This window comes from Rhizobium indicum (assembly GCF_005862305.2).
Taxonomy (GTDB): domain Bacteria; phylum Pseudomonadota; class Alphaproteobacteria; order Rhizobiales; family Rhizobiaceae; genus Rhizobium; species Rhizobium indicum.
In genome coordinates this window covers 2,989,800-3,015,439 of record NZ_CP054021.1, presented here as the reverse complement: position 1 = coordinate 3,015,439, position 25,640 = coordinate 2,989,800, and the positions used below count along the sequence as shown (strand labels likewise).

Below are 25,640 nucleotides of genomic sequence, written 5' to 3'. Positions count from 1 at the left end.
GGTTCCTCTTGAGATCAGTACACGCGAGCCTTCGGCTCGATCTTGTGCGGATCGATGCCTTCGGCAATGAGCTCGGTGTGAACAGGACGATAGTCGAGTTTCACATCGCCTGCCTCGTTCACCCAGGCGAGTGTGTGCTTGCGCCAGTTGACGTCGTCGCGGCCAGCGAATGCACCCTCGGTATAATCTTCGCGGGCATGCGAACCGCGGCTCTCCTTGCGGGCCTCGGCGCCGTAGATCGTCGTGATGGCGTTGGCCATCAGGTTCTGCAGCTCCAGCGTCTCGACCAGATCCGAGTTCCAGATCATCGAGCGGTCGGTGACCTTGATGTCCTTCATCTCGCCCCAGATTGCCGAGATGCGCCGGCAACCGGATTCCAGCGATTCCTGCGTCCGGAACACCGCGGCGTCTTCCTGCATGGCGCGCTGCATCTTCTCGCGCAGCTCCGCCGTCGGCGTGCCGCCGCTGGCGTGACGCAGACCGTCGAAGCGGTCCATGATCTTGTCGCAGGCTGCGACGTTGAGATGCGGGATCGGCGCGGCGCGGTCGATCACCTCGCCGGCGCGGATCGCAGCGGCCCGGCCGAAGACCACGAGGTCGATCAGCGAATTGGAGCCGAGACGGTTGGCGCCGTGCACCGAGGCACAGCCGGCCTCACCCACAGCCATCAGGCCGGGGATGATCCGTTCCGGATTGGCGCCGTCGGCGTTCAGCACTTCGCCCCAATAATTCGTGGGAATGCCGCCCATATTGTAATGAACGGTCGGCAGAACCGGGATCGGTTCGCGCGTGACGTCGACGCCGGCGAAGATCTTGGCGCTCTCGGAAATCCCCGGCAGGCGTTCATGAAGAACGGCCGGATCGAGATGGTCGAGATGCAGGAAGATGTGGTCCTTCGCCTTGCCGACACCGCGGCCCTCGCGGATCTCAAGCGTCATGCAGCGCGAAACGACGTCGCGCGAAGCAAGGTCCTTGGCCGAAGGGGCGTAACGTTCCATGAAGCGCTCGCCCTCGGAGTTGACGAGGTAACCGCCTTCGCCGCGCGCGCCTTCGGTGATCAGACAGCCCGAACCGTAGATGCCGGTCGGATGGAACTGAACGAATTCCATGTCCTGCAGCGGCAGGCCGGCGCGCGCCACCATGCCGCCGCCGTCGCCGGTGCAGGTATGGGCTGACGTTGCCGAGAAATAGGCGCGGCCGTAGCCGCCGGTCGCCAGCACCACCATCTTGGCGGCGAAGCGATGGATCGTGCCGTCATCCAGGCACCAGGCGATGACGCCGGTGCAGCGGCTGCCGTCTTCCGACATGATCAGGTCGAGCGCAAAATACTCGATGAAGAACTCGGCATTGTTGCGCAGCGACTGGCCGTAGAGCGTATGCAGGATGGCGTGGCCGGTACGGTCGGCAACGGCGCAGGTGCGCTGTACCGGCGGGCCTTCGCCGTAATTCTGCATGTGGCCGCCGAACGGGCGCTGATAGATCTTGCCTTCCTCGTTGCGCGAGAACGGCACGCCGTAATGCTCGAGCTCATAGACCGCCTTCGGCGCTTCCATGGTGAGATACTGCATGGCGTCGACGTCGCCGAGCCAGTCGGAACCCTTGACGGTGTCGTAGAGGTGCCACTGCCAGCTATCCGGCGTCATGTTGCGCAGCGAGGCGGCGATGCCGCCCTGGGCCGCGACCGTATGCGAGCGGGTCGGGAATACCTTGGTGATGCAGGCCGTGCGGAAACCCTGCTCGGCCATGCCGAGCGTGGCGCGCAGCCCGGCGCCGCCGGCGCCGACGACAATCACGTCGTAGGAGTGATCGACATATTTGTAGGCTTTGCCATTCTGGGCGGGTGAAGTCGGTGCCATGTCAGCTTATCCTACGAATGCGATTTTCAGAATGGCGAAGAGACAGAGGCCGGCAATCAGGATCGCAAAGAACGTGTTCAGCATCAGGAGAACGATCTTGCCGAATTCGCCGTGCACGTAATCCTCGATGATGACCTGCATGCCGAGCTTCATGTGGATGACGCCCGAGATCACCATCAGCCCCATGACCACCGCGACGAAGGGGTTCGACAGCGCGCGAACCACATCCGCATAGGGCGCGCCGGCATAGGCGAGCATGAAGATGACGAAGAAGAGGATCAGCGGAACATTGGCGACGGCCGTCAGCCGCTGGCGCCAGAAATGATCCGTGCCGTCCTTGGCGGAGCCGAGCCCGCGAACCTTGCCGAGGGGGGTGCGCATATCCATGAGGGGACCTTCAGAAGCGAATGAGGAAGCCGATCACCCAGACCAACACGGTCAGACAGAGCGACCCGATGATGTTGGCGATGGCGAGTTTGGTCGAGAACTCTTTCCCGAAGCCATAGCCGAGATCCCACATGAAGTGGCGGAAGCCGCCGAGCATGTGGTGCATCAGCGCCCAAGTATAGCCGAGAAGCACGAGCTTGCCGAGAAGGCTGCCGAGCACCCAGTTGGCCCAGTCATAGGAGCCCTGTCCGCTTGCCGCCGCGATCAGCCACCAGGCGACGAGCAGCGTGCCGACGTAGAGCGCGCCACCGGTAATGCGGTGGACGATGGACATGACCATGGTGGGAATAGGTTTGTAGATTTGCAGATGCGGCGATAGGGGCCGGTTATTTGTCACGTTCGCCATCAGAACCTCGCGGCGGCTTCTCTGCGCTCCCGGATTTCGGAGCATGCTCAGTCAACCACACGAATGACAAAATTCTCTGTGTGCGTTGCATCAATTGCGACGTTTAATCACCGGAACCGCCGACGACAAGCACAATCGCTGTCTGCTTTTAATTTAATCGATTCGCGTTACCGGGAAGTTTGCAGGCTAACGAAACTGGTCTTTTCCGCTCAAATTTTGTGCCGCTTGTCCGACCTGAATGGACAAGCTCCGGCTTTTGGCGCAATCTGGCGTTAACGATTTGTTAGGGATCGGAATTCCGGAGGCCGGCCACCCATGTTTCGCAGTCTGTCCGCAGTCGCCCTGCTTGCCCTGTCCGTGCTTGCGGCACTACCCGCCGAAGCCGTCGACCGCCGTCATGATCGTCGCTTTTCCGACCACCGCCACGCTTTTCATGGCGGACTGCTTCTCGGCGAACGTGTGAACTCGCGCAATCGCGGCATCCGTTTCGACAACGCCTATCGATATCGGAACCGCAAAGAACGGATGCCGTTCCTGAAACATTTTTCATCGCCGGCGACCAATCGCGTCACCCGCAACAATATCATCGTCGTCGCACCACAGGCACAGAGTGACGGCGGCGACACCTATGCCGGCACGTCTTACGTCTATCAGGCCGATGGCGGAACCTATGTCGGCGGCGAGCGCTATGGCTTCTATCCCTCTGCACGGCCAGAGCTGCTGGCCCCGAAAGCAAAGGTCATCGATATCGCAGTACAGGACGATCCCTGCACCTATGAGGCCAATGTCTGCGTCATCCGGCCTTAGAGCATGTCGCGCAAAAGTGTGCCGCGGTTTTGCGATAACGACATGCGCAACAACAAAGACCTAAAACGCGAGGAGCGTCTGAAAGATCGCGACGCACTTTAGAGCACGATGACGAACGCAAGCGGCTCAAATTTGCCCGGCCCCACTCTTTCGCGACGCGGCTACGTCGATACGGATGGCACACATCGGCGGGAGATTCTTGTCCTCAAACGTCGCCCGCCGTGGCGTTCCGCTATCCGGCATCCAAGCATCCCAGGCTCTGTTCATTTCCTCGAATGAGGCAAGGTCCCTGAGCCAGATATTGGCGAGAATGACCTCTGACTTGTCGGTACCTTCGCGCAGCAGCATGTCATTGATGCGCTCCAGTATTTCGTTGGTCTGCGCCGTCACGCTCGCTCCCCTCGTCAGGTTTGCGACCTGGCCGGGCAGATAGGCGGCGTCCGCAAGGAGAGTTTCGTCAACTTTGGCTTGCCCCATCATCGTATTCGCAGACTTCCATGAATGCTTGAGATTGGGTCGTCGACCCTTCATCCGATCACTGTGGGGCTTCGCTCGCAACTCCGGTAGAGGGAATTAAATTGACCCGATATAATGGAAGCTGAACGCTCCTAGAACATGATGTCTTCCGAAAACCGATCACACTTTTCGGCATCATGCTCTAGCTGGACAATATGGCCGTATGCCGCGAAATGAAGTCCACAAGGTAGCGCGCACCTTCGGCCGTCTCGGGTTGAGCATAGAGACCGATCTCGATACGCACCGGACCGGGCAGATCCGCCGATCTGTCAAGCGTCCGGCAACCCTCCGGTTTCGTGGTGAGCATCATTGGCGCGATACCGATACCGACGCGAACCGCGGTCGCCATAGCGACCAGCGTCGATGCGACGCACGCCGTCTTCCACTTGACGTTCCGCTGGGACAGAGCTGCAATCGTCGGGAGCGTCCAGGGACACTCCTCCTCGAACATAATGATGGGAAGCGGTTTTTCCGCATCCACCACGAAGTCGGATCTGACCGTCCACATCAAATATTCGGTCCAGATCAGGGTCGGTTTTCGCGAGAGGCAGGTGATGTCGCAAACCACGAGATCCAGCTTCCTGTCTTCAAACAGTTTGGCGAGGCGGCGATTCGGCTCGACAATGATGTCGATCTCGACCTTCGGGTTCTGGGCTCTGAAGGCACTAAGAATGTCGATCAGGTGGCCGGCTGCGAAGTCCTCAACGACGCCGAGGCGAATGCGGTCCTCGATCATCTTGCCTGTCAGCCTTTTCCCGACCTCGTCGCTGAGGGCGACCATTTCGCGGGCATAAGCCAGCATGATCTGCCCATGGCTCGTGAGCTCGAGGCCCTTTGACGAACGCGAAAACAGCGTAACGCCGACAAGCTCCTCCAGCTTGCGGATCTGCATGCTCACGGCCGCCTGCGTTCTGTTCAGCTTGACGGCTGCTCCATTGACGGTGCCGATCTCCGCGACGGTCAGAAATGCACGAAGCAGATAGGAATCAAGATCAAGCATCAGAGGCCGCATTCCATACTTTGTGGCGCTCGAGAGCCGAGGGCCTCTCCGCCTATAAGTGGATATTGGACGAACCATGTCCTTCCGGCAACTGGTGACCCTTAGCCCGGGCGCAGCGCAAGCTGCGCCCCATCAATGCCAGCCTATCGCGCGAAGAGAACGCATGCCTCGGGGGGAATGGAAACGCTGATCTCCTGCCCGCGAGCGAAGGCTATGTCTGGACGGTTCGGGCAAGCCGAGATTATGCGGTCGCCACTGGCAAGGTCCAGAACGACATGCCTGAAGGCACCGAGTGTCACGACGTCGGCAACACGTCCGGGCATGGCTCCGGCAGCCGGAGCGCCGGACGATATCTCGACGCTTTCCGGCCTCACGCAAATCTCGGCGGCACCTGAAAGACTTGCCGTGGAGGCGACCGGAAACTCCCAGCCGGATTCGGAGCGAAATTTGCCGGCCGTTCCGCCCGAGGCCGAAATCGAGCCATGAATCCAATTCGTCCGACCCATGAAATCCGCAACGAAACGCGAGTCTGGACGCCAATACACATCATCCGGCCTGCCGGATTGCATGATTGTTCCACGGTTCATCACGAATATACGCTCTCCCAGGCTCATCGCCTCCTCCTGGTCGTGGGTTACCACGATGGCGGTCGAGCCGACCGCGGCGAGCACATCCTTCAATTCGGTGCGCAGCTCATGCCGAAGTTTGGCGTCGAGGGCCGACAGCGGCTCATCCAGAAGAAGGAGGCTCGGATGAGTGGCAAGCGCCCGCGCAAGCGCAACGCGCTGCTGCTGGCCGCCGCTCAACTGGTGCGGCCGCCGCTGTCCGAAACCGACGAGCCGGACGAGCTCAAGCAGCTCGGCAATGCGGCGCGGTATTTGCCCCGGCGGATGGTTGCGATGGCGAAGTCCGTAGCCGATGTTCTGTTCGACGGTCATATGCGGGAAAAGGGCGTAGTGCTGGAACAGCAGCCCGACATTGCGTTCATAGGGTTTCAATCCGGCCATCGGCTCGCCGTCGATTAGGATCGAGCCTTTGTCGGGCCGCTCGAATCCGGCAATGAGCCGAAGAATGGTGGTCTTGCCGCAGCCGCTCGGTCCAAGCAGTGCGATTGTTTCACCTGGGTTCACCGAGAAGGAGACATCACCGAGGGCGACAGTTTCGCCGAAGCGCTTGCTGACCCCTTGAAATTCCACGGCAGAAATCATCGTATTGTCCTCATGAACGAAACAGGCCTTGGCCGACGACTGTGTCGAAGCCGACGACACGGTCCAGCACGACGATCAGCAACGCGGTGACGGCAATCAGGACCACGGCCGCCGCAGCGATCGTCAGATCGAAAGCCGCGCGCATGTTGCTGACCAGCGTAACAGGCAAGGTCGTTGCGGATGGATCGCTCAGAAAGAGACTGATCGATACGTCATCCATCGAAATTGCGAAGGCGAAGATCGCGCCGGTGACGACGCCCGTCCGCATCAGCGGCAGGGTAATGGTCCAGAAGGCCTGGCGCTCGGTGGCGCCGAGAATCATTGCGGCTTCCGTCAATCGTTGGTCGCTACCGAGAAGGCTGGCGAGACTGGTCCTTATGCAATAGGGCAACGTAATGATCACGTGGCCGAGGAGCAGGCGCGCCATACCATTTGTGATACCGGCCTTGGACAGGAAAAGCAGCAGGCCGAATCCAATGACAACAGGCGGGACGATGAGCGGCGAGAGAAAGGCCGAAGTCAGCGCTGCCTTTCCTGGAAAATTGCCCCGGGCAAGACCGACAGCCGCCGCAGTTCCAATCGTGACGGACAGAACCGTCGTGAGTACCGCCAGGATGAGGCTGGTGCGCAGGCTGGCAAGGATATCCGCCTGGGAGACGAGCCGTTCGAACCAGTGAAGCGACAAGGCAGGTGGCGGCATCGGGCCGAGATAGGTCCTGGCGTCGAAAGCCATGACGCAGGTTATCACCAACGGGATGGCGAGGAACGCCAATCCAAGGCCGATGACACCGTAGGCAAGGGAACCGGCGATCCGGTCTCCGGTTCTCGCTGCAAAAGACTGCATGCTCATTGGGAAACCCTCCGCGCCTGCGCAAACGTTATGACAGCGACGACCGCCAAGGCCGCGGCAAGCATGACGAGCGAGATCGCCGCGCCGCTCGGATAGTTGGCGATATCGCTGAACCGGGTGTAGATGACGTTCGACATGAAAAGCACCCGGCCCCTCCCGAGCACCATGGGAATGACGAAGGCGCTGATCGCGAAAGTCAGCGACACGAGCGTGCTTGAGATCAGGGCCGGGAAGCTCAGGGGAAGCGTGATCGACAGATGGGCTTTCCATCCCGGCGCGCCGAGCGACTGGGCTGCATCGAGCAGACGCGGATCGATCGATTGCATCGCGCCAATCAACGTTAGCGTTGCGACCGGTATGATCGAGTGAACCAGACCCGCAATAACGACGATATTGATATATTCGCGGCTGTTGGGAGAGAGGCCCAGTGTCAAGAGGAAGGGTCGGAAGATGCCGACCGACCCGAAGGTCAGTTCGATCGCATACGTCTTGATCAGGACGCTGGAAAGAACAAGCGTAATCAAAAAGCCGAGGGTGAGCGTGCGCATCCGCGGCGAAATGCGCCGCACGATGAAATAGGCCAGCGGGAATGCCACAAGCTGGCCGATGATCGCGGCCACTCCACCGATCCAGAAGGTCGTCAGCAGGACGCTTGCAAACGCCTGGTTTGCAAGCTCGTAATAGTTTTGAACCGTCGCTGCGGCATTTTCCACGGAGCCGACGCGCCCCGGCGTAAACTCCTTCAAGCTTTCGATTGCCAGGTTGATGAGCGGTGACAGAAAACCGAATGCGAACACCAGGAGGGCTGGCCCGAGCGTCAGGGCAGCATCTCGGCGATCCGGAATAGAAATGGCAACGGGTTGCCGCCTTACCTTGGTCATGGTGGAACAGCCTTTTCCTCGCCCTTGCGGGCCACGAGAAAGGGAGATTGTCGAAGCCGCGCCCGCGCCTTCGACAACCTGCCGCGACACGCTTTAGAGCAACGGGGCGATGTCCTGCTCCCAGCGCTTGGACCAGGCATCCTGCTGTTCGAGAACGACATTGTAGTCCGGCACATAGACGAAGCTCGAAAACTCGTCCGACGTGAAGGACAGATGCTTGAGGTTGTCGGGCGTGACCGCCTTGCTGTTCAATGGCGCTTCGCCAGCCACCTTGGCGTAGAGCGAATTCATGTCCGGGCTGATCGCGAAGTTGACGAAATCGAGGGTCGCCTTGGTGTTCGGTCTATTCTTCAGCACGCCGAAACCGCTCTGGTAGAGGAAGGCCTTGAAGTTGCTGTCCTTGGTGAAACGCGTAACCGGGAAGTTCTTCGCCACGGCCGCCCAGCCGGGCTCAGCGAAGAAGCCGACGGAGGTCTCGCCCGACGTTAGCGAATTGGTGAAGTCAATATCGGTGATGGCGACGCGGCCGATATTGCCGGATTTCGCCAATTCCGTCATGAGCTTCCACCCGGGTTCCATATTCGTTTCACTGCCGCCGGCGTGAAGGGCGAGCGCGACAATCTGGAGCATCATGCTCTGTGTCGGGCCCGGCCAGCAGATCGCACCCTTGAGATCGGGGCTCAGCAGATCATCGATGGTCTTCACGGCGATCGGAGCCGTGTCGGTTCGGGCGCCGAAATACATGCCGCCAACTGCGCGCGGGACCGCTTTGATGTTGCCCTTGCCGTCACGAATGATGATTTTCTCGGGAATATTCGCAAGATTGGGAATATCGGCAGGATTGATGGTCTCGAGCCAATCCTCCTTCACCATGCTGTTGAACGAGCCTTCCCAGCCGGCGACGTAGTCGTAGTCGACATTCGGCCAGACGGCCTTGATCTTTGGCAGGATCGCGCCCGCGCCGCCCTGATGAAGAACCCAGTTGAATGTCGCCGCATTCTGGTCGGCGGCAATCTGTTTCATCGCTTCGACGACATCGCCGCCCCATTCGACGGCGGTCAGATTGCCGCTGCCGGCTGCGGCGGATCTCGCAAACCCGGTCATCGTGCCGGCAATCCCCGCGGCAGCGGCGGATCCGAGGAAGCGGCGGCGTGTCATATCGTGCAACATGGTAGGTCCCCTTTGTTGTCGGCCCTCTGCCGGACCGTTCGCATCGGAGACTGCTTGGAGGTTACCAACCGCGGTAGTGGGAAAATTCTCGCCGGGTTATAAAGTTTTCTGAACGTCCGGATGAACGCATTACCCGCTTCGCGGAGCCTCGGCAGACCTGGTCTATCAAGAATCGTTATATCCCCTCTCGAATTTTCGCGGTTCCAAGAGAAGCGGGCGGCGCCGATGATGATGGCAGCATCAATACCGTGGGAGCCTGCCTTGACCATTGACCGGGATTTTCTGGAAGACTTGAGAAAGCGCTTCGGCAGCGCTGCAGGCGGGGAGATGGAAGATCCGCACTTCCGCGCCGTGGCGGCGAGCGTATTCAAGGACGGCGACAGCCGCAAATGGCCCTTCGCCGATCCTGCGACCTTTCTGGATGCCCGTTTTATCGAGAACGGCTTGCAGCCCGAGGTGCTTGAGGCGCTTGACGTGGCTTTGATCGGCGTGCCGATGGACCTCGGCGTCACCAATCGCGCAGGCGCGCGGCTGGGGCCGCGGGCCGTCCGGGCTGTCGAGCGTATAGGCCCTTACGAGCATGTTCTGCGTGTCGCGCCAATGGGAGGGCTAAAGGTCGCCGATGTCGGCGACGTGCCGATGCGCAGCCGGTTCGACCTGGCCGAATGCCATGCCGACATCGAGGCCTGCTACCGGATGATCGCGGCAACCGGGGTCATCCCGCTGTCGGTCGGCGGCGACCATTCGATCTCCGGCGCCATCCTCAAGGGCCTGGCGGCCGGCCAGCCGGTAGGCATGATCCACATCGACGCTCATTGCGACACCGCTGGTCCCTATGAGGGCTCGAAGTTCCATCACGGCGCGCCCTTCCGCGAGGCGGTTCTGGCAGGCGTGCTCGATCCGAAGCGTACGATCCAGATCGGCATCCGCGGCGGCGGCGAATATCTCTGGGAGTTCTCCTTTGCCTCCGGCATGACCGTCATTCACGCGGAAGAGGTGGTGGAGATGGGGCTCAAGGCGGTGATCGCAAAGGCTCTGGAGGTTGTCGGTGCCGGTCCGACCTATCTCAGTTTCGACGTGGACAGCCTCGATCCGGCCTTCGCCCCGGGAACCGGCACGCCAGAAGTCGGCGGGCTTCAGCCGAGGGAGGCCCTGACCTTGCTGCGCGGCTTCAAGGGCATCAACCTCGTCGGTGGCGACGTCGTGGAAATCGCGCCGCAATACGACAACACCACCAACACCGCGCAGATCGCCGCGCAGGTCCTTTTCGAACTCCTGTGCCTCGCGATGTTCAGTCCCGCGGTCAGGACAAAGCTGACCTGAGAACCAGCTCCACAACGGCAGCGGGCCTCGCGCCCGCTGCCATCCATCACCTGTCGCACAACACGTCTCAAAAAGGGGAACGACATGACTGCTCTTATGAAATTGCGCTACACCGCCACCGCGGCAATTGCCGTATTCGGCATCCTGGCAGGGGCCGCGCAGGCCGACGAACTTGCCGATATCAAAGCCGCAGGCGAGATCAACATCGGCATCTTCTCCGATTTCCCGCCCTTCTCTTCGGCAAGCGCCGATATGAGCATCAAGGGCTATGACGTCGACGTCGCCCAGAAGATCGCCGACGGGCTCGGCGTGAAACTCAATCTGGTCAGCGTTACCGGCCAGAACAGGATCGCCTACCTGAACGACGACCGCGTCGACCTGCTTATGAGCGTCGGCTATTCGAAGGAGCGCGCCGAGGTTATCGATTTTGCCGCCCCGTACGCCCCCTACTATATCGCCGTCATCGGTCCGGCTGCGCTGAAGGTGAGCGGCAAGGAAGACCTCGCCGACAAGACCGTTGCCGTTAATCGTGGGACGCTCGAAGACACGTCGCTGACGGCCGTCGCCCCCGGCTCGGCTGCGATCCAGCGTTTCGAGAACTATAATTCGGTCATCCAGGCCTTCATATCCGGCCAGACCCAGCTGATGGTCGTCGGCAACGATGTCGGCGCGCAGGTTCTGGCACGACAGGACGAGCTGAAGCCGGAGCAGAAGTTCCAGCTCCTCAGCTCCCCCTCGCACATCGCGCTCCGCAAGGGCGAGGAAGGCCTGAAGAAGGTTGTCAACGACAACGTCGCCGCAATGATCTCCGATGGTTCGCTCGACGCAAGCTCGAAGAGCTGGCTGAAAGCGCCGCTCAACCCTGAAAACCTGAAGGACTGACGAGCACGGCCTCCCACTCACCAGAGCATGATGCCGAAAGCCGTAAGCGATTGCGGTGGCATCATGCTCCAATTCTTTGGTTGAGAGGCGGATCGGGATTTCGGGCCGACCCGGCCCGGATCATCCGGCTCCAAAGGACAAGCGATGAGATACAGCGTCGATTTCAATTGGCTTTGGGACGGAATGGGAGCTCTGGCTTATGGCGCAGGCACGACGCTTGCACTGACGGTCTCCACATCGGTCCTCGGGATCGTTCTCAGCATTCTCGGCGCAGCCGCGCGCCGGGGACCTTATCCTTGGTTGCGCAAGCTCGTCGGCCTGTATGTGGAAATCATGCGCAACACGCCATTCCTGGTGCAGCTGTTCTTCATCTTCTTTGGCTTGCCTAGTCTTGGCATTCGCCTCGATCCGATCACTGCCGCCGTCCTTGCCATGACCCTCAACATGGCGGCCTACACGATCGAGGTGGTCGGGGCCGGGCTCGATGCCATACCGAGAGGCCAGAAGGAGGCGGCGCAGGCACTCGGCCTCAGGCCTCGGCTGGTGTTCTTCAAGATCATCCTGCCACAGGCGATCGCCATCATTTTTCCGGCGCTGACGAGCCAGATCATCATCATGATGCTGGAATCGGCGGTTGTTTCGCAAATATCCGTCCGCGAGCTGGCGCAGGAGGCCGATCTGCTTCAGTCGCGCACCTTCCGCTCCTTCGAGACCTATCTGGTGGCGACGTTGATCTACCTTTCGATGTCCGCCGCACTTCGCCGGCTCCTTTTCGCCGGGAAACGCCGTTTTCTGGGAGCCGGTCTGGCATGATTGAGTTCACCTTCTGGGACATTCTGCGCAATCTTGTCTTCGCGACACGCTGGACCCTACTGCTTTCGCTCGCAGCCTTTGCCGGCGGCGCCATCGTTGGCCTGGCGATCCTGTCTGCGCGGATATCGAAAACGCGCTGGCCGCGCCGCTTCGCGTCCGGCTACATTGCCCTGTTTCAGGGAACGCCGCTCCTGATGCAGCTGTTTTTGATGTTCTTCGGCCTGCCGATGCTCGGTTTCCGGATCGAGTCATGGACCGCCGCCGTCTGCGGCCTGACGTTCTACGCCAGCGCTTATCTTGCCGAAATCTGGCGGAGCGGCGTCGAGGCGGTGCCGCGCGGGCAATGGGACGCCGCAGCCAGCCTGGGCTTGCATCGTCTCCTCGAACTTCGCCTTATCATCCTGCCGCAGGCTTTCCGGATCACCCGCGCGCCGACCGTCGGGTTCTTGGTCCAGTTGATCAAGAGCACCGCACTGGCCTCGATCCTCGGCTTCGACGAACTGCTGAAAACCGCAAACGCCATCAACAACGCGACCTTCGAACCTTTCAAGGTCTACGGTCTCGTCGCAGTGATCTTCTTCGCCCTGTGCTATCCGCTGACGCAATACGCCAGATTTCTGGAGAAGAAAGCGACGTTTGGCTGAGCGGTGTTCAATGCTCCGCATTCCGATCGCAACGACGTGTCCAAAGGGCCGATGCCGGTTGAAAGCTGGTACGCCGCGCAGCGGCGGCGCCGCTCTCGTTCAATCACAGAGAATTCGCCTTATCCAGCAGCCAGAACTTATCGGGAGATCGTTTCAATGACCGACACACAAATCCGTATTCTCGATGCCCGGACAACGGGCGAGCTCCTCCCTTTCGGTGCGCTGGTTGCGACCCTGCGGCAAGCATTTGCCGAAGGCTGTGTCGTGCCGGTGCGGCATCACCACACGATAGCCAATAGCGGTGAGCCAGATGCGACGCTGCTTCTGATGCCCGCCTGGCATGAAACGCACCGGTCGGAGCGCTACCTTGGCATCAAGATCGTCACCGTCTTTCCCGGCAACACGGTGCGCGGCATTCCCGGTTTGACCTCGACTTACATGCTCTATGATGGTCGGACCGGGATGCAGCTTGCGCTCCTTGACGGAAACACGATCACGGCGCGCCGCACGGTCGCGGCATCGGCCCTTGCCGCGGACTATCTTGCCCGAAAGGACGCCCGCCGCCTGCTGGTGATCGGCGCAGGCCGCGTCGCGAGCCTCATACCCGATGCCTACCGCGCCGTCCGGCCGATCGCAGATGTCGATATCTGGGATATCGATCCCGCCAGCGCCGAACGGCTGGCGCAGAGCCTCCGGCAACGTGGGCTCCAGGCCACTGCCGTCACGGATCTGGAAGCAGCAGTGCGGCGAGCCGATATCGTCAGCGCGGCGACGCTGGCGACAGCACCGCTTATCCGGGGCGAATGGCTGCGGCCGGGCACCCATGTCGATCTGATCGGCGGCTTCACCCCGGCGATGCGCGAGGCCGATGACGAGGCGCTTCGGCGCTCCTCGGTCTATATCGACACGCACGAAGCCCTTCACGAAGCGGGCGATCTGGTTCAGCCGATCAGGGCGGGCGTCATTGCTGCAGATGCGGTGCGTGCGACACTTGACGAGTTGTGCCGCCGGGATGTTCCAGCGCGAACGTCCAATGACGAGATCACTCTCTACAAGGCAGTCGGAACGGCGTTGGCTGATCTTGCCGCCGCGACAATGGTGTATGAGGCAGTCTTGAGCGCAGGCTGACGTCTTTTGATCCGGGCGATCACGAATGATCGGGACGGGAGATTCTCGATTTTTCTAAGGAGGAATGAGCACCCTCAATAGACGGGCTCCCGGTTCGACGCTCCTGGCATGTCCAGGGATTCGATCGCCAGTGCTGCGCCCGACCAAAGTCCGAAACCGACCTATGTCGGTTCGGTGGGCGAAGGGGAAGCAACGGGCCGGCGCTGATATTCGTGCGGTATAGTGCTTTGTGTGCCATAGTCGGGTAAGCTCCTTGTGCAATCCGATATAGACCCGCAGTGAATACAAATCCGCCGCGCATCGAAATCCAGCAACTGGCCCATTTCGTGCTGGCCTGTCAGAGCCCGACGCTGGCAGAGACCGCGCGCGAGCTTGGGATTGCTCCCTCGGCGCTGACATCAAGTCTGCGTACTTTGGAAAATGAACTTCAACTCAAGCTCTTCATCCGGAAAAGCGGTCACCTCAGTCCTTTACCGGCAGCCTTCTGGCTGTTTCAGCAGGCAACGGCCATCCTTCATCGCGAAAGGTTCGTGCGCCGGATGAGGAATGGGGACACGGACCATCTTCGCATCGATATTCGTCTCGATCTCAGTTTCTCCATCGGTCGATTTTCGAAGGCGATCGGACGTACCGTCGAAGATATGGAACGCCAGCGACCCGACCTGCTGATCGACGTGATATTTGCAGACGGGCGAGGAAAATCCCTTGTTGATGACAGGGCCGCGGAAATCCCGGGCAGCACGAGTTCGATGGAAATCGAAGTCGGCTATATGACCGGCGTGCCATCTGCGAACCTGCCTGCGATGACGCCCTTTTACGATGAGGTCTGGTTTTCCGTCGGAACGGCGGAGGCCGCGGTTGATCTTCGCTCCCCCAATCAGAAATTTGTCGTTTTGAAAATGCGTCAGGCACTTCGCGATGCCGTCATCCGATATGCGGACGAGCATGGCATCCACGATCGCATGATCCTGATGGATGAGGAGCCGGCAGACCTTCATCGGCTGCTCAACGAGTTTCCGCAGATGCGGTTCCTGATGCCCCGCAGCATGGTCGCCGACCGGCTCGGACTGGCGCGCCTGCATCTGGAGCCCCTCGTTCCGCCTTTGTCGAGCACCTTGGGCGTGCGCGCAAACGGGCCGGACCAGGAGGTCGTGTCCGCCCTGCTTTGTAGCCTCAAGAAAAATCTGGAGGCAACGGAGGCCAATATCGTCTTTCGACCGCAGTTGACGGCACGTCAATTGCACTACTTCAACCTTGCGCATCTCAGCGGAGGTATTTCGGCGGCGGCGCGCGCGGCGCATATTACGCAACCTTCCGTTTCGACTCAGATTCAGAAAATCGAGGCAGTTGTCGGGCAACCCCTGTTCGAACGGCGGCGCAACGGTGCCGAGAGCACGAAGGCCGGCAAGGCATTGCTTCCCTTCACCCTGGAGATCGAAGAGCGCATCGATAGCCTCGTTCGGGCTAGTCTGGATATTGCCGCCCACACACAGGCGACCATCTCAATCGGCATGCTGCCGAGTTCGGGGCATGACAGCGTCATGACCGACAAGGTGGCGCAGGCACTGACGGCAACCCGCCTTGGCCATCCCGAATACCGGCTGAGAATCATCGAAGGTTCCAACGCTGTGCTTCACGACCAGGTACGTGCGGGAGAGCTCAATCTGGCCATTGTCGGTGCCGTCCAGACGCAGATGACCCGGATCCATCTCGGGCCGAGCGAGCGCCTGTCGGTCATTGCCAATCCGGCCTTGGACCTTGCTGGTCGAACGGAGATTCCACTGGCCGAAGTTTGCGGATATCCGCTGGTTCTCGGAATCAAGCATCTCAGTATCCATCAGGCGTTCATGGCAGCCGCCAGCGCGCGGCATCTGCGTGTCGAGCCGGTCATGGACGTCGGTTCTCTGCCATTGGCCATCGCCATGGTCCGCCGTTTGCCGGTCTGTACGGTCCTGCCGGTGTCCTCGGTCCAGCAGGATATCGACAGCGGGCGCCTCACCGCGGCGCCAATTACGGAAGACGTCATCGCCGGAAACCTCTCGGTGATTTTCTCCGGCGAAAGGACGCTGTCCGAGGCCGAACGGACGATGATCCAGTCACTCGTTGCCGTCTTCGGCCGACAGGTGTGATCTAAAAACATATCGTGTCGAATCGCGCTCATGCGCGGAGCATTCTGATTTTCCTATCCTCCAATTCATGATTTTCGAGCTACCCAGCCTCCGGCCTGCGGCTGATACTTGCCGCATCAAAACAGCCCTCGAAAATGACTTTCACAGGATTGCCGGATGAATGATCACCCTGATCCGCTTGAAAACGCGGCCATGACATCCAGGACGGCCGGCGCTGCAATGCCACGCAGCGAAAGCGATCAGTCGTGTCGGGGCATTCTTCAGGAGCTCGACCGTCGCGGTCGGCTGCTGGTGATTTCGGAGGAAGTCGACCCGATCCACGACGTATCGGCCATTCTTTCCATCGTCGATGAAAAGGCGGCGGTGCGGCTCGACTGCATCAAAGGTCACGACATGCCGATCTTCGGCAACATCCTGTCGGATCTCGATCGTGTCGCCCTGGCGCTTGACGTTGCGAAAAGCGATATCCAGGAAAAGCTGCTGTCCTCGATCGCGTCTCCGGTGCCGCCGGTATTCGTGGACGATGCACCGGTACAGCAACAGCTCTTCCAGGACGACGTCCTGACCCGGCTTCCAGTCCCAACGTTCTTTTCCAAGGAGACCGGTCCTTACATTACCGCGGGTCTGATCGTGGCGCGTGACCCTGAAACGGGCCTGGGCAACGCGTCCTATGCCCGTATCAAGGTGCTTGGTCCGAATGAGGCGATGATCGGAATTGCACCGAACCATCATCTCGCCATCATGGCCCGCAAGGCGGGCGCCAAAGGCGAGCCGCTCCCCTTCGCCGTCGTCCTCGGCGCGCATCCCGCCATTCAGCTTGCCGCCTGCTTCTATCTGGGGCTCGGTGACGACGAAATGCACTGCGCCGGATCGCTGCTCGGAGAGCCGGTGCGCCTTGTCCGCTGCAAGTCGATCGATCTTGCCGTGCCTGCAGAGGCGGAGATCGTGCTCGAAGGTCATATTCATATCGACGAGCCGATCCTTGAAGGGTTGGTCTCGGAATATCACGGCATGTACGAGGACTACGGTTCCGGGGTGCGCGTCAGATTTGAATGCATGACTTGCCGCTCCGACGCGATGTTGCAGGTGATCGAGCCCGGTTACCATATGGAGCACCTCTATCTCGGCGCGGTGCCGATCGCTGCCAGCCTCAAGGCCGTCATCCGGCGGTCCGTTCTCAATGTCGGCGAGGTTGCCGTCACCGCGTCAGGCAGCGGACGGAACAATGTGGTCGTGCAGGTCGATGCGCCCCGCCCGGGACAGGCACGCCGCATCATGTCGATCTGCTGGGGTGCGGTCAGCATCGTCAAGAACATCACGATCGTCGACAGCGATGTCGACCCGTGGGATCTCGATGCCGTCGAATTGGCGAAGATGACGCGCATGCGCGCGGAGCGCGACATTCTCATCGTCACGGACCTTCCGGCAGACCGGTCCGAGCCTCAGGAAGACGGCGGCGTGATCGCCAAGGTCGGTTACGACGCCACGATGAAGGCAGGCGATCGAAGTGAAGGGTTCGACAAGGCGCTTCCGCCGCCGGATTCCTACGAACGGATGCGCCAGCTGCTGTTGCGCGTCAAGCCGGAGATACTGATTTGAGACGATTGATCATCGGCATATCAGGGGCTTCCGGTGCAATCTACGGACTGCGTGCGCTGGAGATGCTCCGGGATTTCGACGATGTCGAGACGCATCTCGTCATATCGCCCTCGGCGATCCGCACGGCACTGGCCGAAGGGACGGGAAAGACCGCGGACGAAATCCGTGGCCTCGCCGACCGGGTCTACAGCCACGGCGATATCGGCGCCTCGATCGCCTCCGGCTCCTTCCGGTGCGACGGCATGTTGGTTGCGCCATGCTCGATCAAGACGCTGAGCGGGATCGCGCATTGTTATGCTGACGATCTGATCGTGCGCGCCGCCGATGTCTGCCTGAAGGAACGCCGCCGGCTGGTGCTGATGGTGCGGGAAACGCCGTTGCATGCGGGCCATATCGCGCTGATGGACCAAGCAACACGCAACGGCGCCGTCATCATGCCGCCGGTGCCGAGCTTTTACACGTTGCCGAAATCAATCGCCGAAATGGTCGACCAGACCGTGGGGCGTGCGCTGGATCAATTCGGGCTTCATCATCCGACGGTCAGGCGCTGGACGGAGGATTATAACGACTGAGCCATGAAGAGCAGCGCTGAAAGCTGCCGGGCCATCATGTCAACCGCATGCAAAACAACGACGCACAATCACTCCCCCAGGGGAACTCAAAAAAAGGAGATAGAGTGATGTTGTCAGACAATCGTTCCAGAAGGTTGCAGAGCCTGTTCATGCGCGGCGCCGCCGCCTTGCTGTTGTCGCTGACGACGGCCGCACCCGTGATGCTCGCCGCGTCTCACGCGAGTGCGCAGACGGAAAAACCCGTGAGCGGCGGCACGATGACCATTATCAACGGTTCGGACATCAAGAGCTGGGATCCGGCGATCACCGCCGGCACCTATCCCGGCGGTCCGATGGATGTGCTCGACGCCGTCTACGGCTTCATCGTCTACGTCAACGACAAGGGCGTCGTGACCGGCGGCATGGCCGAAAGCCTGACCAGCAGCGACGCCGTGACCTGGACCCTGAAGCTTCGCAAGGACATGAAGTTCACGGACGGCGCGCCCTATGACGCGGAAGCCGTCAAATACAATTGGGACCGCGCCGCCGATCCGGCCACGCTTTCGCCGGCGCAACCGTTCATCTCTTCCTGGAACAAGGCGATCGCCGTCGTCGATCCACAGACGCTGACGATCAAGCTGTCCTCCCCGAACGCCAATTTCGCAGCCCAGGTCGCCGAGCTGTGCCCCTTCATCGCCTCGCCGGCAGCATTGAAGGCCGCCAAGGAAAAGACCGACATCAAGCCGGTGGGCGCCGGCGCCTTTACGCTGACCGAGTGGAACCAGGGCATATCGATGACCATGGCCCGCAATCCCGGTTATTGGGATCAGCCGCGCCCCTATCTGGATACGATCAAGTTTGCGATCATTCCCGAAACCAACAGCCGCATCGCCACCGTCGTGCAGGGCGGCGCAACGATGATGGCCGGTTATCCCTATCAGTTCGGCTCGAACGCAACGGCGCCGGGGGTTGCGACCCGCGAGATCCCGATCCGCGGCATCAACCGCGCCTATCTCAACCAGGCTAAGGGTATCTTCACGGATGTTCGCGCCCGCGAGGCCTTCTATTCCGCCATCGACCGCGCGCGGCTGATGCAGGCCTTCACGCAGATGCCCGGATATAAGGCACCCAGCAATTATTTTGGAGAGAATTCGCCGTATTTCGACAGCGCTTCATCTCTTCCCGCCTATGATCCGAAGAAGGCGCAGGAACTGTTCGATGCTCTGAAGGCGGACGGCAAGCCATTCTCGATCAAGATCGTCACCTATACCAACTCGGACCTGAAGCGTCTTGCCGCCTACATTCAGCAGGTGCTGACCGGCTATGAAGGCGCCTCGGCTGAGATCGTCGAGGTCGACCAGGCCTCGCTGATCCAGCGGTGCAAGACGCAGCTCGACTTCGACATCTGCGTCGAAGGCGGGGTGCTGGTGTCGAACGGTGCAGAGCCGAACATTTCCAATCTGCTGAGTTCCGGCGGAGCTTTCAACTGGGGACAGTACAAGAGCGCCGAGATGGACGCTGCATTGAAGGAGGCTAGCTCCACCCTCGACCCTGCTGCTGTCAAAGCCGCCTATGTCAAGGTTCAGAAGCTCGTTGCAACCGAAATGCCGGTCTACATCTTCGGGGAACAGACGCGCTCGCTGCTGCTGCGCAACAATACCGGCGGCGTCGTTCCCTCGAATGGCGGCATCCTGCAAAAGCAGTTCCTCTACGTCTGCGCGGATGCCTGCCAGAAATAGCAGGTCCCGGATCAAGACGCGCAGGCTCGCCCGGAAGATCCGGGCGGGCGGCGAAGGGCCGGTCGATGGGCTGGACGACCGTACACGCCAGAGACGTTAAGACGACAGAATGGGCCCTGCGACGCGGGGCGATCGGAAAAGGTGGATGACGATGATCGGCAATCGCGAGAAGGTGAAGTTTCGGGACCTGGTTTCCCGCAAGCAGGTGTTCACGCCCTGCGTCTGGGATTGCTACTCCGCAAAGGCGGCGGAAATGGCCGGCTTCGAGGCGATCCTGCTCAGCGGCGCCTCACTCGGATTCAGCATGTCCGGCGTGCCGGATCTTGGCCTGCACAATCAGGAGGAACTGGTCTACGCGACCGACCGCATCGCCGACTACTCGCCTTTGCCGCTGGTCATCGATGCCGATGACGGCTTCGGCGATGTCGTCCAGACCTTCCGCACCTGTTATCGTCTCGCCAAAGCCGGCGCCGGAGCGATCCTGATCGAGGATACGCCCAATGAACGCGGCTATGCGCGGTTCGGCCGCGCCATGGAGGCGGCGACGCTGGCCGGCAAGGTCGATGGCAACGTGCCGCATGAGGTCGTCTCGCAGGAACTGTGGCTCGCCAAGATCAAGGCCTCGATCGAAGCCTGTCAAGGCAGCGATTGCGTGGTGATAGCCCGCACCGAATCCAAGCTCGAAAAGGGGTTGGACGATGCTATCGAACGCTGCGTGCGCGCCGCAGCACTCGGTGCTGAAATGACCTATGTGCACGGCCTGCGCACGCTGGAGGAATGCCGGAAGGTGGCCAAGGAATTGCCCGGCTGGAAGATGTTCGGCGATGTCGCGACCGTCAACGGCGTGCCCTTCGTGCGGCTTGAGGAAATCGAGGCGCTCGGCTTCAACCTGGTGACCATGCACTATCTCGAGAAGGGATCGATGTATGGCATGATGGATTACGGTCGGCATGTCTTCAAGGACCGCAGCACACGCTATGCGGACGAGCATAGCATGGGCGGCATGACGCCTGCCGAGCAGAAAGCCTCGCTGGAGCGGGACAGCGGCTGGCTCGATGCCGAGGACAGATGGAAGGCGCTCTGATCCCGGAGACCGGCCGCTCTGCCGTCTCGTTTTGCGAAATCCGGATGCCGGTCCAGTCCGGCATCGGATGTTCCACCTTACAATCGGAGTCCGATCGTTGCGAATTGCCAAGCTCTCCTATCTGAAAGCGGTTGGCGTCCGGCTTCTGGCCGGCATTCCGGTCTTCCTGCTGGTGACGTTCTCGGCGACGGCTCTGTCGAGCCTGATGCCGGGGTCGGCGGCGCAGCTGATCCTCGGAGAGAACGCGACGCAGGCGCAGATCGATGCGCTGAACAGCCGTTACGGTTACGATCTGCCGGTCTGGGAACGTTATCTCGGCTGGCTCGGGCGGCTTCTTCAGGGAGATCTCGGGCAGACCATGTTCAGCCAGCAGTCCGTGGCAAAACTCCTGGTCGACCGGGCGGCGGTGACGTTCGAGATTGCGCTGCTTGCGATGTTCGTCTCGCTCCTGATCGGCGTGCCGCTCGCCATGTATACGGCCAGCCGGTCGGGCGGCATCGTCGATACGGTGCTGCGGGCGGTCTCCTCGGTCATGCTGTCGATCCCGACTTTCGTCATCGTGGTTCTGCTCGGCTTCGTCTTCGCAATCGTGCTGCGCTGGCTGCCGGCGACCGGCTGGGTCACCTTCAGCGACGATCCGATCGGCAATCTCTATTACGTCGCCTTGCCGGTGATGTGCCTCAGCGTGCACCAGGCAGCCTATTTCTACAGGGTGAGCCGCAGCGAATTCGTCGCGATCCTCCAGGAGGACTATGTCCTCGTTGCCAGGGCCAAGGGCCTGCCGACGCGCTATATCCTGATGCGCCACGTGCTGCGCCCGGCCTCTCCCCAGGTGCTGACGGTGATGGGCCTGTCGATGACCTATCTGCTCGGCGGTTCCTTCATCGTCGAGAGCTATTTCGCGGTGCCCGGCATCGGCTGGACCGTTCTCAATGCGGTCAGCAGCCACGACCTGCCCGTCATGCAGGCCATTCTGTCGCTGACGGTGGTGATCTTCGTCGTGATCTTCATCCTGGTCGATCTCGGTTACGCGCTTATCGATCCGCGGGTGGACGTGTCATGAGCCGCCTCCAGCCAACACAAACGGACCTCGTGCCCGGCGAAGCGGTCGCATTGGCGGAGACGTTGAATGCCGCGATGCCGAAGACCGCGCGTTTCCGCATGCCGAGCGGCCATCCGATGGAATGGTTCGCCTTCGTGTTCCTGGCGGTCCTGATCGTCTCCTCGGTTTTCGTGGAGTTCATTCCGGGTCTCGTTCGGGCAAGCTTCCCCTATGGCGATTTCTCGCAAGGCCCGGAATGGAGCCTGAACGGCCTGTTCGGAACCGATGCGCTCGGGCGCAGCATCGTGTCCCGCGTGCTTTACGGTGCGCGAACGACGCTCGCCATCGTTTCGGTTGCGACGTTGATCTCGCTGGTGATCGGCATGATCCTCGGAATGCTGGCCGGCTTCTATCGCGGCCCGGTCGAGCGGATCGTTGATCTCTATGCCAATTCCATGGCGTCCCTTCCGCCGATCCTCGTCATATTGGCGTTGATATCGGTGACCGGAAATTCGGTTTTCACGATGATGCTGGCGCTTGGCCTGCTCGACATCGGAACCTATGCACGCATCGCCAAAGGCGGCGTGATTGCCCAGAACGACCGTGATTACGTGTTGGCAGCACGTGCCATGGGCGCATCGGACATGCGGCTTCTGCTGCGCGAGATCCTGCCCAATCTCGTTCCGGCGCTGACGGCCATCGTTCCGCCGCTGATGGCAGGGCTGATCATCACGGAGGGGTCGCTGAGCTTTCTTGGTTACGGCATTCCGGCGCCGGCGCCGAGCTGGGGCGGGATGATCGCCAGCTCGACCGACCTGCTCAGCCGCTTTCCACTGCTGATCTTCGGACCGATCGTCGCCATCGTGCTGACGGTCTATTCGCTCAATACGGTCGGGGATTGTCTGGCCCGTCGCATGAACCATCGCGGCAGGGAACTCTGATATGAATGAGGCAGCGAACACCACCCGGGTCCTCGATTGTCACGAGCTCTCCTGTCATTTCTGGTCGCCGTTCGGGCCGATCCGCGTACTGCACGACGTCAGCTTCAGCATCCCGCCGCGCACGACGCTCGGCATCGTCGGAGAATCCGGCGCGGGCAAATCCATGCTGGTCAAGACGATCATGGGCATTGCGCCGGAGGGCATGAAAACCAGCGGTCGCATCCTCGCCGACGGGACCGATCTTTCGACGCTTAACGAGACGAAACGCCGCGCCTTTCTCGGCCGCAAGTTCGGGATGGTTTTCCAGAACCCGATGACATCCCTCAATCCGTTCGTGCGGGTGGGGCGGCAGATCGAAGAGGCAAGCCGCTTCCATCTGCGGCTTGGAAAGGCGCAGGCGAAGGCGCTCGCGATCGAACTGCTGGCAAGCGTCGGCATTCCCGATGCGGCGGAATGTTACGGGCATTATCCGCATCAGTTTTCGGGCGGCATGAAGCAGAGGATCATGATCGCCACGGCACTTGCCTGCCAGCCGGATCTGCTGATCGCCGACGAGGCGACGACCGCGCTGGATGTGACGGTTCAGAAGGAAATTCTCGATCTGCTGCAGGTTATCCAGCAGCAGCGGCAGATGTCGATGATCCTGGTCACGCACAATCTGGGCATCGTCGCGGGACGCACCGACGACATCCTCGTGCTCTATGGCGGGCATGTCGTGGAATACGGACCGACGGACACCGTCTTTTCCCATCCGCGCCATCGCTATACCGAGGCTCTGCTTTCGGCGATGCCGCGCATGGACCAGCCGGCTCATACGAAACTGCGCACGATCCCGGGCCGTCCGCCCGATCTTGCCAACCCCGCGCCGGGATGCCCGTTCGCACCGCGCTGTCCCGCCGCCGAGGCCCGCTGCCATGTCTCGATGCCGCCGATGACCACCAGTGCGGACGGCAAGCACCGCTTCGCCTGCTATGTGCCTGTTCAAACCGGCGATGCAGCCGACACTGCGGTCGAAAGGAGGGCATTGTCATGAATGACGAGGCTTCCGGCCAGGCCGTCGATACAGGTGCCGCGCCGCATGCCTTCGCTGCTTTCCTGCGCGACGACGCGCTTTTGAAGGTACGCGATCTCTCGGTCAGATACCGGCGCGGCGGCAAGATCTTTGTTGCGGTCGACGGCGTCTCCTTCGACGTGGCTCCTGGGGAAACGCTCGGTCTCGTCGGAGAGTCGGGCAGCGGCAAGACGACCATCGGCCGTGCCCTCCTGAAGCTTCTGCCGAAGGCGGACACGCGTATCGACGGCCACGTCGAATATGACGGCCTGAATCTTGCCGACCTGTCTGCTTCCGATCTTCGCGCCATCCGCAGCAAGCTGCAGATGATCTTCCAGGACCCGATTTCTTCCTTCAATCCGCGCCGCAAGGTGCAGGATATCGTCGGAGAAGGCCTCGAGATCCAGGGCATCCGCAAAGCGGAAAGACTGGAAAGGGTCGATCGTGCGCTCAACGATGTCGGCATGAGCCGGACGATGGTGGAGGGCCGCAGGCCGCATCAGTTTTCCGGCGGCCAGTGCCAACGCATTGCGATCGCGCGGGCGCTCGCCGTTGGGCCGGAGCTGATCGTCTGCGACGAGCCGGTTGCATCTCTTGATGTGTCGGTGCAGGCGCATGTGATCAATCTTCTGCAGGATATCCGCCAGAAGCGTAACCTGGCGCTGATCTTCATTTCCCACGATCTCGCCGTCGTGCGCAATGTCAGCGACAGGGTCGCCGTCCTCTACATGGGCAGGATCGTCGAGATCGGAACCGGCGATGCCATCTATCAGCGTCCGGCGCATCCCTATACCCGCATGCTGCTGGAAGCAGTCCCGGTTCCCGATGCCAGCCGGAAAATCGTGCCTAGCGCAACGCCGACGCAGGCCTTGTCGCGGAGCGCGCCGCCGTCCGGATGCCGGTTCCGCCTGCGTTGCCCACGCGCTCAGGCGGTCTGTGCAGCGCAGGAACCGAAGCTTGCGGCGATGCCCTACGGCCAATTCGCGGCCTGTCATTTCCCTCACGACGAGCCGGCGCCCGGAATGAAGACGGCGGAACAAGCGTGATGGAAAAAGCCCCTGATGCATTCGAAGAAAAAAGGCTGGCAAGCGGCAACGCGTGCTCGGAACAGGATACCGGAGCTGCGAGGCGCGCTGCTTTCTGTGCCAATGTGTTCGATGTCATGGTCCGGCTCTACGGCGAGCCCGGCATCGCGTCCTGGTGCCTCGAAGCCCAGAACAGTCATGCGGTGGACGTGCCGTCCCTGCTGTTCTTCGCTCTTGCGGATAGTGACGGACACGGCGCGGATGACGGCGAGATGCAGCAGCTTCTGGAACGTGCCGGCGAATGGCGCTCGCTTTTCGTCCTGCCGTTGCGGCATCTTCGGCTAACCCTGCGTCAAGGCCGCAGGAAGGTGGCAGAGATTGAATTTTACGAAAAGATCAAGGCAGCGGAGCTGGAGGCGGAACGGTTGCAGGTCCGGCGCCTGGCCGACGACTTTCTCTCGCTCGAAGGGCCAAGCGGGCTGGCAGCCCGTTATCTCGAAACGATTTCCATGCCGGAACCCGAAGCAGGGACGTTGGTCGGACAGCTACGAGACGCTGCCAAAGCCGTGTGCCACGGCTTTCCCCATCATGCGCACTGAGGGTCTGAA

The 25,640-nt window shown here is 61.0% G+C and carries 25 protein-coding genes; 16 read left to right on the top strand and 9 right to left on the bottom strand.

The annotated features are described in order from the left end of the window. Positions 1–14: 14 nt before the first annotated feature. From sdhA to sdhC, 3 genes are read right to left on the bottom strand one after another with little or no spacing between them, the layout of a single operon-like run. Entirely contained in the window at positions 15–1,856 is a 1,842-nt protein-coding gene (gene sdhA, locus FFM53_RS14800; RefSeq protein ID WP_028743656.1) for a succinate dehydrogenase flavoprotein subunit, read from the bottom strand. 6 nt (positions 1,857–1,862) lie between these two features. Next, positions 1,863–2,243 carry a succinate dehydrogenase, hydrophobic membrane anchor protein gene (gene sdhD / locus FFM53_RS14795; RefSeq protein ID WP_018448193.1) on the bottom strand — a complete coding sequence of 127 codons (381 nt, stop codon included), beginning with the start codon at positions 2,241–2,243 and terminating at the stop codon, positions 1,863–1,865. Positions 2,244–2,253: 10 nt separating this feature from the next. Then, entirely contained in the window at positions 2,254–2,649 is a 396-nt protein-coding gene (gene sdhC, locus FFM53_RS14790; RefSeq protein ID WP_138331774.1) for a succinate dehydrogenase, cytochrome b556 subunit, read from the bottom strand. A gap of 315 nt (positions 2,650–2,964) precedes the next feature. Between sdhC and FFM53_RS14785 the strand changes: the two genes are divergently transcribed. After that, entirely contained in the window at positions 2,965–3,456 is a 492-nt protein-coding gene (locus FFM53_RS14785; protein WP_138389498.1) for a hypothetical protein, read from the top strand. Positions 3,457–3,582: 126 nt separating this feature from the next. Here FFM53_RS14785 and FFM53_RS14780 read toward each other — a convergent pair whose 3' ends face one another. The 6 genes from FFM53_RS14780 to FFM53_RS14755 form a co-directional block, all read right to left on the bottom strand. Next, a complete protein-coding gene (locus FFM53_RS14780) occupies positions 3,583–3,936 on the bottom strand; it encodes a RidA family protein (RefSeq protein WP_138389497.1) in 354 nt (117 codons plus the stop codon). Between the two features lie 178 nt (positions 3,937–4,114). Continuing rightward, on the bottom strand, positions 4,115–4,984 hold the full coding sequence (locus FFM53_RS14775) for a LysR family transcriptional regulator (protein WP_173883589.1): 870 nt from the start codon (positions 4,982–4,984) through the stop codon (positions 4,115–4,117). Positions 4,985–5,115: 131 nt separating this feature from the next. Continuing rightward, the gene (locus FFM53_RS14770) at positions 5,116–6,180 is read right to left on the bottom strand and encodes an ABC transporter ATP-binding protein (protein ID WP_138389496.1); all 1,065 of its coding nucleotides are present in this window, start codon (positions 6,178–6,180) and stop codon (positions 5,116–5,118) included. Between the two features lie 10 nt (positions 6,181–6,190). Further along, positions 6,191–7,030, bottom strand: a complete 840-nt coding sequence (locus FFM53_RS14765; protein ID WP_138389495.1) for an ABC transporter permease — start codon at positions 7,028–7,030, stop codon at positions 6,191–6,193. Beyond that, the gene (locus FFM53_RS14760; RefSeq protein WP_138389494.1) at positions 7,027–7,911 is read right to left on the bottom strand and encodes an ABC transporter permease; all 885 of its coding nucleotides are present in this window, start codon (positions 7,909–7,911) and stop codon (positions 7,027–7,029) included. Before FFM53_RS14760 ends, FFM53_RS14765 begins: the two co-directional genes overlap by 4 nt. 93 nt (positions 7,912–8,004) lie before the next feature. Next, positions 8,005–9,081 carry an extracellular solute-binding protein gene (locus tag FFM53_RS14755; protein WP_064649722.1) on the bottom strand — a complete coding sequence of 359 codons (1,077 nt, stop codon included), beginning with the start codon at positions 9,079–9,081 and terminating at the stop codon, positions 8,005–8,007. A gap of 261 nt (positions 9,082–9,342) precedes the next feature. Between FFM53_RS14755 and speB the strand changes: the two genes are divergently transcribed. The 15 genes from speB to FFM53_RS14680 all read left to right on the top strand — a co-directional run bounded on the left by speB (position 9,343) and on the right by FFM53_RS14680 (position 25,631). Then, positions 9,343–10,404, top strand: a complete 1,062-nt coding sequence (gene speB, locus FFM53_RS14750) for an agmatinase (RefSeq protein ID WP_173883588.1) — start codon at positions 9,343–9,345, stop codon at positions 10,402–10,404. Between the two features lie 84 nt (positions 10,405–10,488). Continuing rightward, on the top strand, positions 10,489–11,286 hold the full coding sequence (locus FFM53_RS14745) for a transporter substrate-binding domain-containing protein (protein WP_003543549.1): 798 nt from the start codon (positions 10,489–10,491) through the stop codon (positions 11,284–11,286). A gap of 144 nt (positions 11,287–11,430) precedes the next feature. Then, complete coding sequence (locus FFM53_RS14740) at positions 11,431–12,099, top strand: amino acid ABC transporter permease (protein ID WP_138389492.1); 669 nt, start codon at positions 11,431–11,433, stop codon at positions 12,097–12,099. Then, on the top strand, positions 12,096–12,743 hold the full coding sequence (locus FFM53_RS14735) for an amino acid ABC transporter permease (RefSeq protein ID WP_138331783.1): 648 nt from the start codon (positions 12,096–12,098) through the stop codon (positions 12,741–12,743). Before FFM53_RS14740 ends, FFM53_RS14735 begins: the two co-directional genes overlap by 4 nt. A 156-nt stretch (positions 12,744–12,899) precedes the next feature. Then, positions 12,900–13,871: a bifunctional Delta(1)-pyrroline-2-carboxylate/Delta(1)-piperideine-2-carboxylate reductase gene (gene lhpI / locus FFM53_RS14730; RefSeq protein WP_138389491.1), complete on the top strand. Its 972-nt coding sequence runs from the start codon at positions 12,900–12,902 to the stop codon at positions 13,869–13,871. 278 nt (positions 13,872–14,149) lie between these two features. Next, positions 14,150–16,000 carry a LysR family transcriptional regulator gene (locus tag FFM53_RS14725; protein WP_138389490.1) on the top strand — a complete coding sequence of 617 codons (1,851 nt, stop codon included), beginning with the start codon at positions 14,150–14,152 and terminating at the stop codon, positions 15,998–16,000. 156 nt (positions 16,001–16,156) lie between these two features. Next, entirely contained in the window at positions 16,157–17,599 is a 1,443-nt protein-coding gene (locus tag FFM53_RS14720) for a UbiD family decarboxylase (protein WP_138389489.1), read from the top strand. Then, positions 17,596–18,171: a UbiX family flavin prenyltransferase gene (locus FFM53_RS14715; RefSeq protein WP_138389488.1), complete on the top strand. Its 576-nt coding sequence runs from the start codon at positions 17,596–17,598 to the stop codon at positions 18,169–18,171. The genes FFM53_RS14720 and FFM53_RS14715 overlap by 4 nt, the downstream gene beginning before the upstream one ends. 107 nt (positions 18,172–18,278) lie before the next feature. Next, positions 18,279–19,889 (top strand): ABC transporter substrate-binding protein, encoded by a 1,611-nt coding sequence (locus FFM53_RS14710; protein WP_138389487.1) that lies wholly within the window; start codon positions 18,279–18,281, stop codon positions 19,887–19,889. A 145-nt stretch (positions 19,890–20,034) separates the two neighbouring features. Next, entirely contained in the window at positions 20,035–20,973 is a 939-nt protein-coding gene (locus FFM53_RS14705; RefSeq protein ID WP_017989680.1) for an isocitrate lyase/PEP mutase family protein, read from the top strand. A 67-nt stretch (positions 20,974–21,040) separates the two neighbouring features. Then, entirely contained in the window at positions 21,041–22,036 is a 996-nt protein-coding gene (locus FFM53_RS14700) for an ABC transporter permease (protein WP_138331788.1), read from the top strand. After that, positions 22,033–22,956: an ABC transporter permease gene (locus tag FFM53_RS14695; RefSeq protein WP_138389486.1), complete on the top strand. Its 924-nt coding sequence runs from the start codon at positions 22,033–22,035 to the stop codon at positions 22,954–22,956. Before FFM53_RS14700 ends, FFM53_RS14695 begins: the two co-directional genes overlap by 4 nt. 1 nt (position 22,957) lies before the next feature. Then, a complete protein-coding gene (locus FFM53_RS14690; protein ID WP_138389485.1) occupies positions 22,958–23,989 on the top strand; it encodes an ABC transporter ATP-binding protein in 1,032 nt (343 codons plus the stop codon). Then, positions 23,986–25,053: an ABC transporter ATP-binding protein gene (locus FFM53_RS14685; RefSeq protein WP_138389484.1), complete on the top strand. Its 1,068-nt coding sequence runs from the start codon at positions 23,986–23,988 to the stop codon at positions 25,051–25,053. The genes FFM53_RS14690 and FFM53_RS14685 overlap by 4 nt, the downstream gene beginning before the upstream one ends. After that, positions 25,053–25,631 carry a TIGR02444 family protein gene (locus tag FFM53_RS14680; protein WP_138389483.1) on the top strand — a complete coding sequence of 193 codons (579 nt, stop codon included), beginning with the start codon at positions 25,053–25,055 and terminating at the stop codon, positions 25,629–25,631. The genes FFM53_RS14685 and FFM53_RS14680 overlap by 1 nt, the downstream gene beginning before the upstream one ends. Positions 25,632–25,640 lie beyond the last annotated feature (9 nt).

What these genes read in the sequence shown, in the direction of transcription:
- FFM53_RS14680 (WP_138389483.1), top strand. Translation starts at nt 25,053, where the DNA reads ATGGAAAAAGCCCCTGATGCATTCGAAGAAAAAAGGCTGGCAAGCGGC.
- FFM53_RS14770 (WP_138389496.1), bottom strand. Translation starts at nt 6,180, where the DNA reads ATGATTTCTGCCGTGGAATTTCAAGGGGTCAGCAAGCGCTTCGGCGAA.
- sdhD (WP_018448193.1), bottom strand. Translation starts at nt 2,243, where the DNA reads ATGGATATGCGCACCCCCCTCGGCAAGGTTCGCGGGCTCGGCTCCGCC.
- FFM53_RS14775 (WP_173883589.1), bottom strand. Translation starts at nt 4,984, where the DNA reads ATGCGGCCTCTGATGCTTGATCTTGATTCCTATCTGCTTCGTGCATTT.
- sdhC (WP_138331774.1), bottom strand. Translation starts at nt 2,649, where the DNA reads ATGGCGAACGTGACAAATAACCGGCCCCTATCGCCGCATCTGCAAATC.
- FFM53_RS14700 (WP_138331788.1), top strand. Translation starts at nt 21,041, where the DNA reads ATGTTCCACCTTACAATCGGAGTCCGATCGTTGCGAATTGCCAAGCTC.
- FFM53_RS14755 (WP_064649722.1), bottom strand. Translation starts at nt 9,081, where the DNA reads ATGTTGCACGATATGACACGCCGCCGCTTCCTCGGATCCGCCGCTGCC.
- FFM53_RS14710 (WP_138389487.1), top strand. Translation starts at nt 18,279, where the DNA reads ATGTTGTCAGACAATCGTTCCAGAAGGTTGCAGAGCCTGTTCATGCGC.
- lhpI (WP_138389491.1), top strand. Translation starts at nt 12,900, where the DNA reads ATGACCGACACACAAATCCGTATTCTCGATGCCCGGACAACGGGCGAG.
- FFM53_RS14740 (WP_138389492.1), top strand. Translation starts at nt 11,431, where the DNA reads ATGAGATACAGCGTCGATTTCAATTGGCTTTGGGACGGAATGGGAGCT.
- FFM53_RS14720 (WP_138389489.1), top strand. Translation starts at nt 16,157, where the DNA reads ATGAATGATCACCCTGATCCGCTTGAAAACGCGGCCATGACATCCAGG.
- FFM53_RS14780 (WP_138389497.1), bottom strand. Translation starts at nt 3,936, where the DNA reads ATGATGGGGCAAGCCAAAGTTGACGAAACTCTCCTTGCGGACGCCGCC.
- FFM53_RS14745 (WP_003543549.1), top strand. Translation starts at nt 10,489, where the DNA reads ATGACTGCTCTTATGAAATTGCGCTACACCGCCACCGCGGCAATTGCC.
- FFM53_RS14785 (WP_138389498.1), top strand. Translation starts at nt 2,965, where the DNA reads ATGTTTCGCAGTCTGTCCGCAGTCGCCCTGCTTGCCCTGTCCGTGCTT.
- FFM53_RS14765 (WP_138389495.1), bottom strand. Translation starts at nt 7,030, where the DNA reads ATGAGCATGCAGTCTTTTGCAGCGAGAACCGGAGACCGGATCGCCGGT.
- sdhA (WP_028743656.1), bottom strand. Translation starts at nt 1,856, where the DNA reads ATGGCACCGACTTCACCCGCCCAGAATGGCAAAGCCTACAAATATGTC.
- FFM53_RS14690 (WP_138389485.1), top strand. Translation starts at nt 22,958, where the DNA reads ATGAATGAGGCAGCGAACACCACCCGGGTCCTCGATTGTCACGAGCTC.
- FFM53_RS14705 (WP_017989680.1), top strand. Translation starts at nt 20,035, where the DNA reads ATGACGATGATCGGCAATCGCGAGAAGGTGAAGTTTCGGGACCTGGTT.
- FFM53_RS14695 (WP_138389486.1), top strand. Translation starts at nt 22,033, where the DNA reads ATGAGCCGCCTCCAGCCAACACAAACGGACCTCGTGCCCGGCGAAGCG.
- FFM53_RS14735 (WP_138331783.1), top strand. Translation starts at nt 12,096, where the DNA reads ATGATTGAGTTCACCTTCTGGGACATTCTGCGCAATCTTGTCTTCGCG.
- FFM53_RS14685 (WP_138389484.1), top strand. Translation starts at nt 23,986, where the DNA reads ATGAATGACGAGGCTTCCGGCCAGGCCGTCGATACAGGTGCCGCGCCG.
- FFM53_RS14760 (WP_138389494.1), bottom strand. Translation starts at nt 7,911, where the DNA reads ATGACCAAGGTAAGGCGGCAACCCGTTGCCATTTCTATTCCGGATCGC.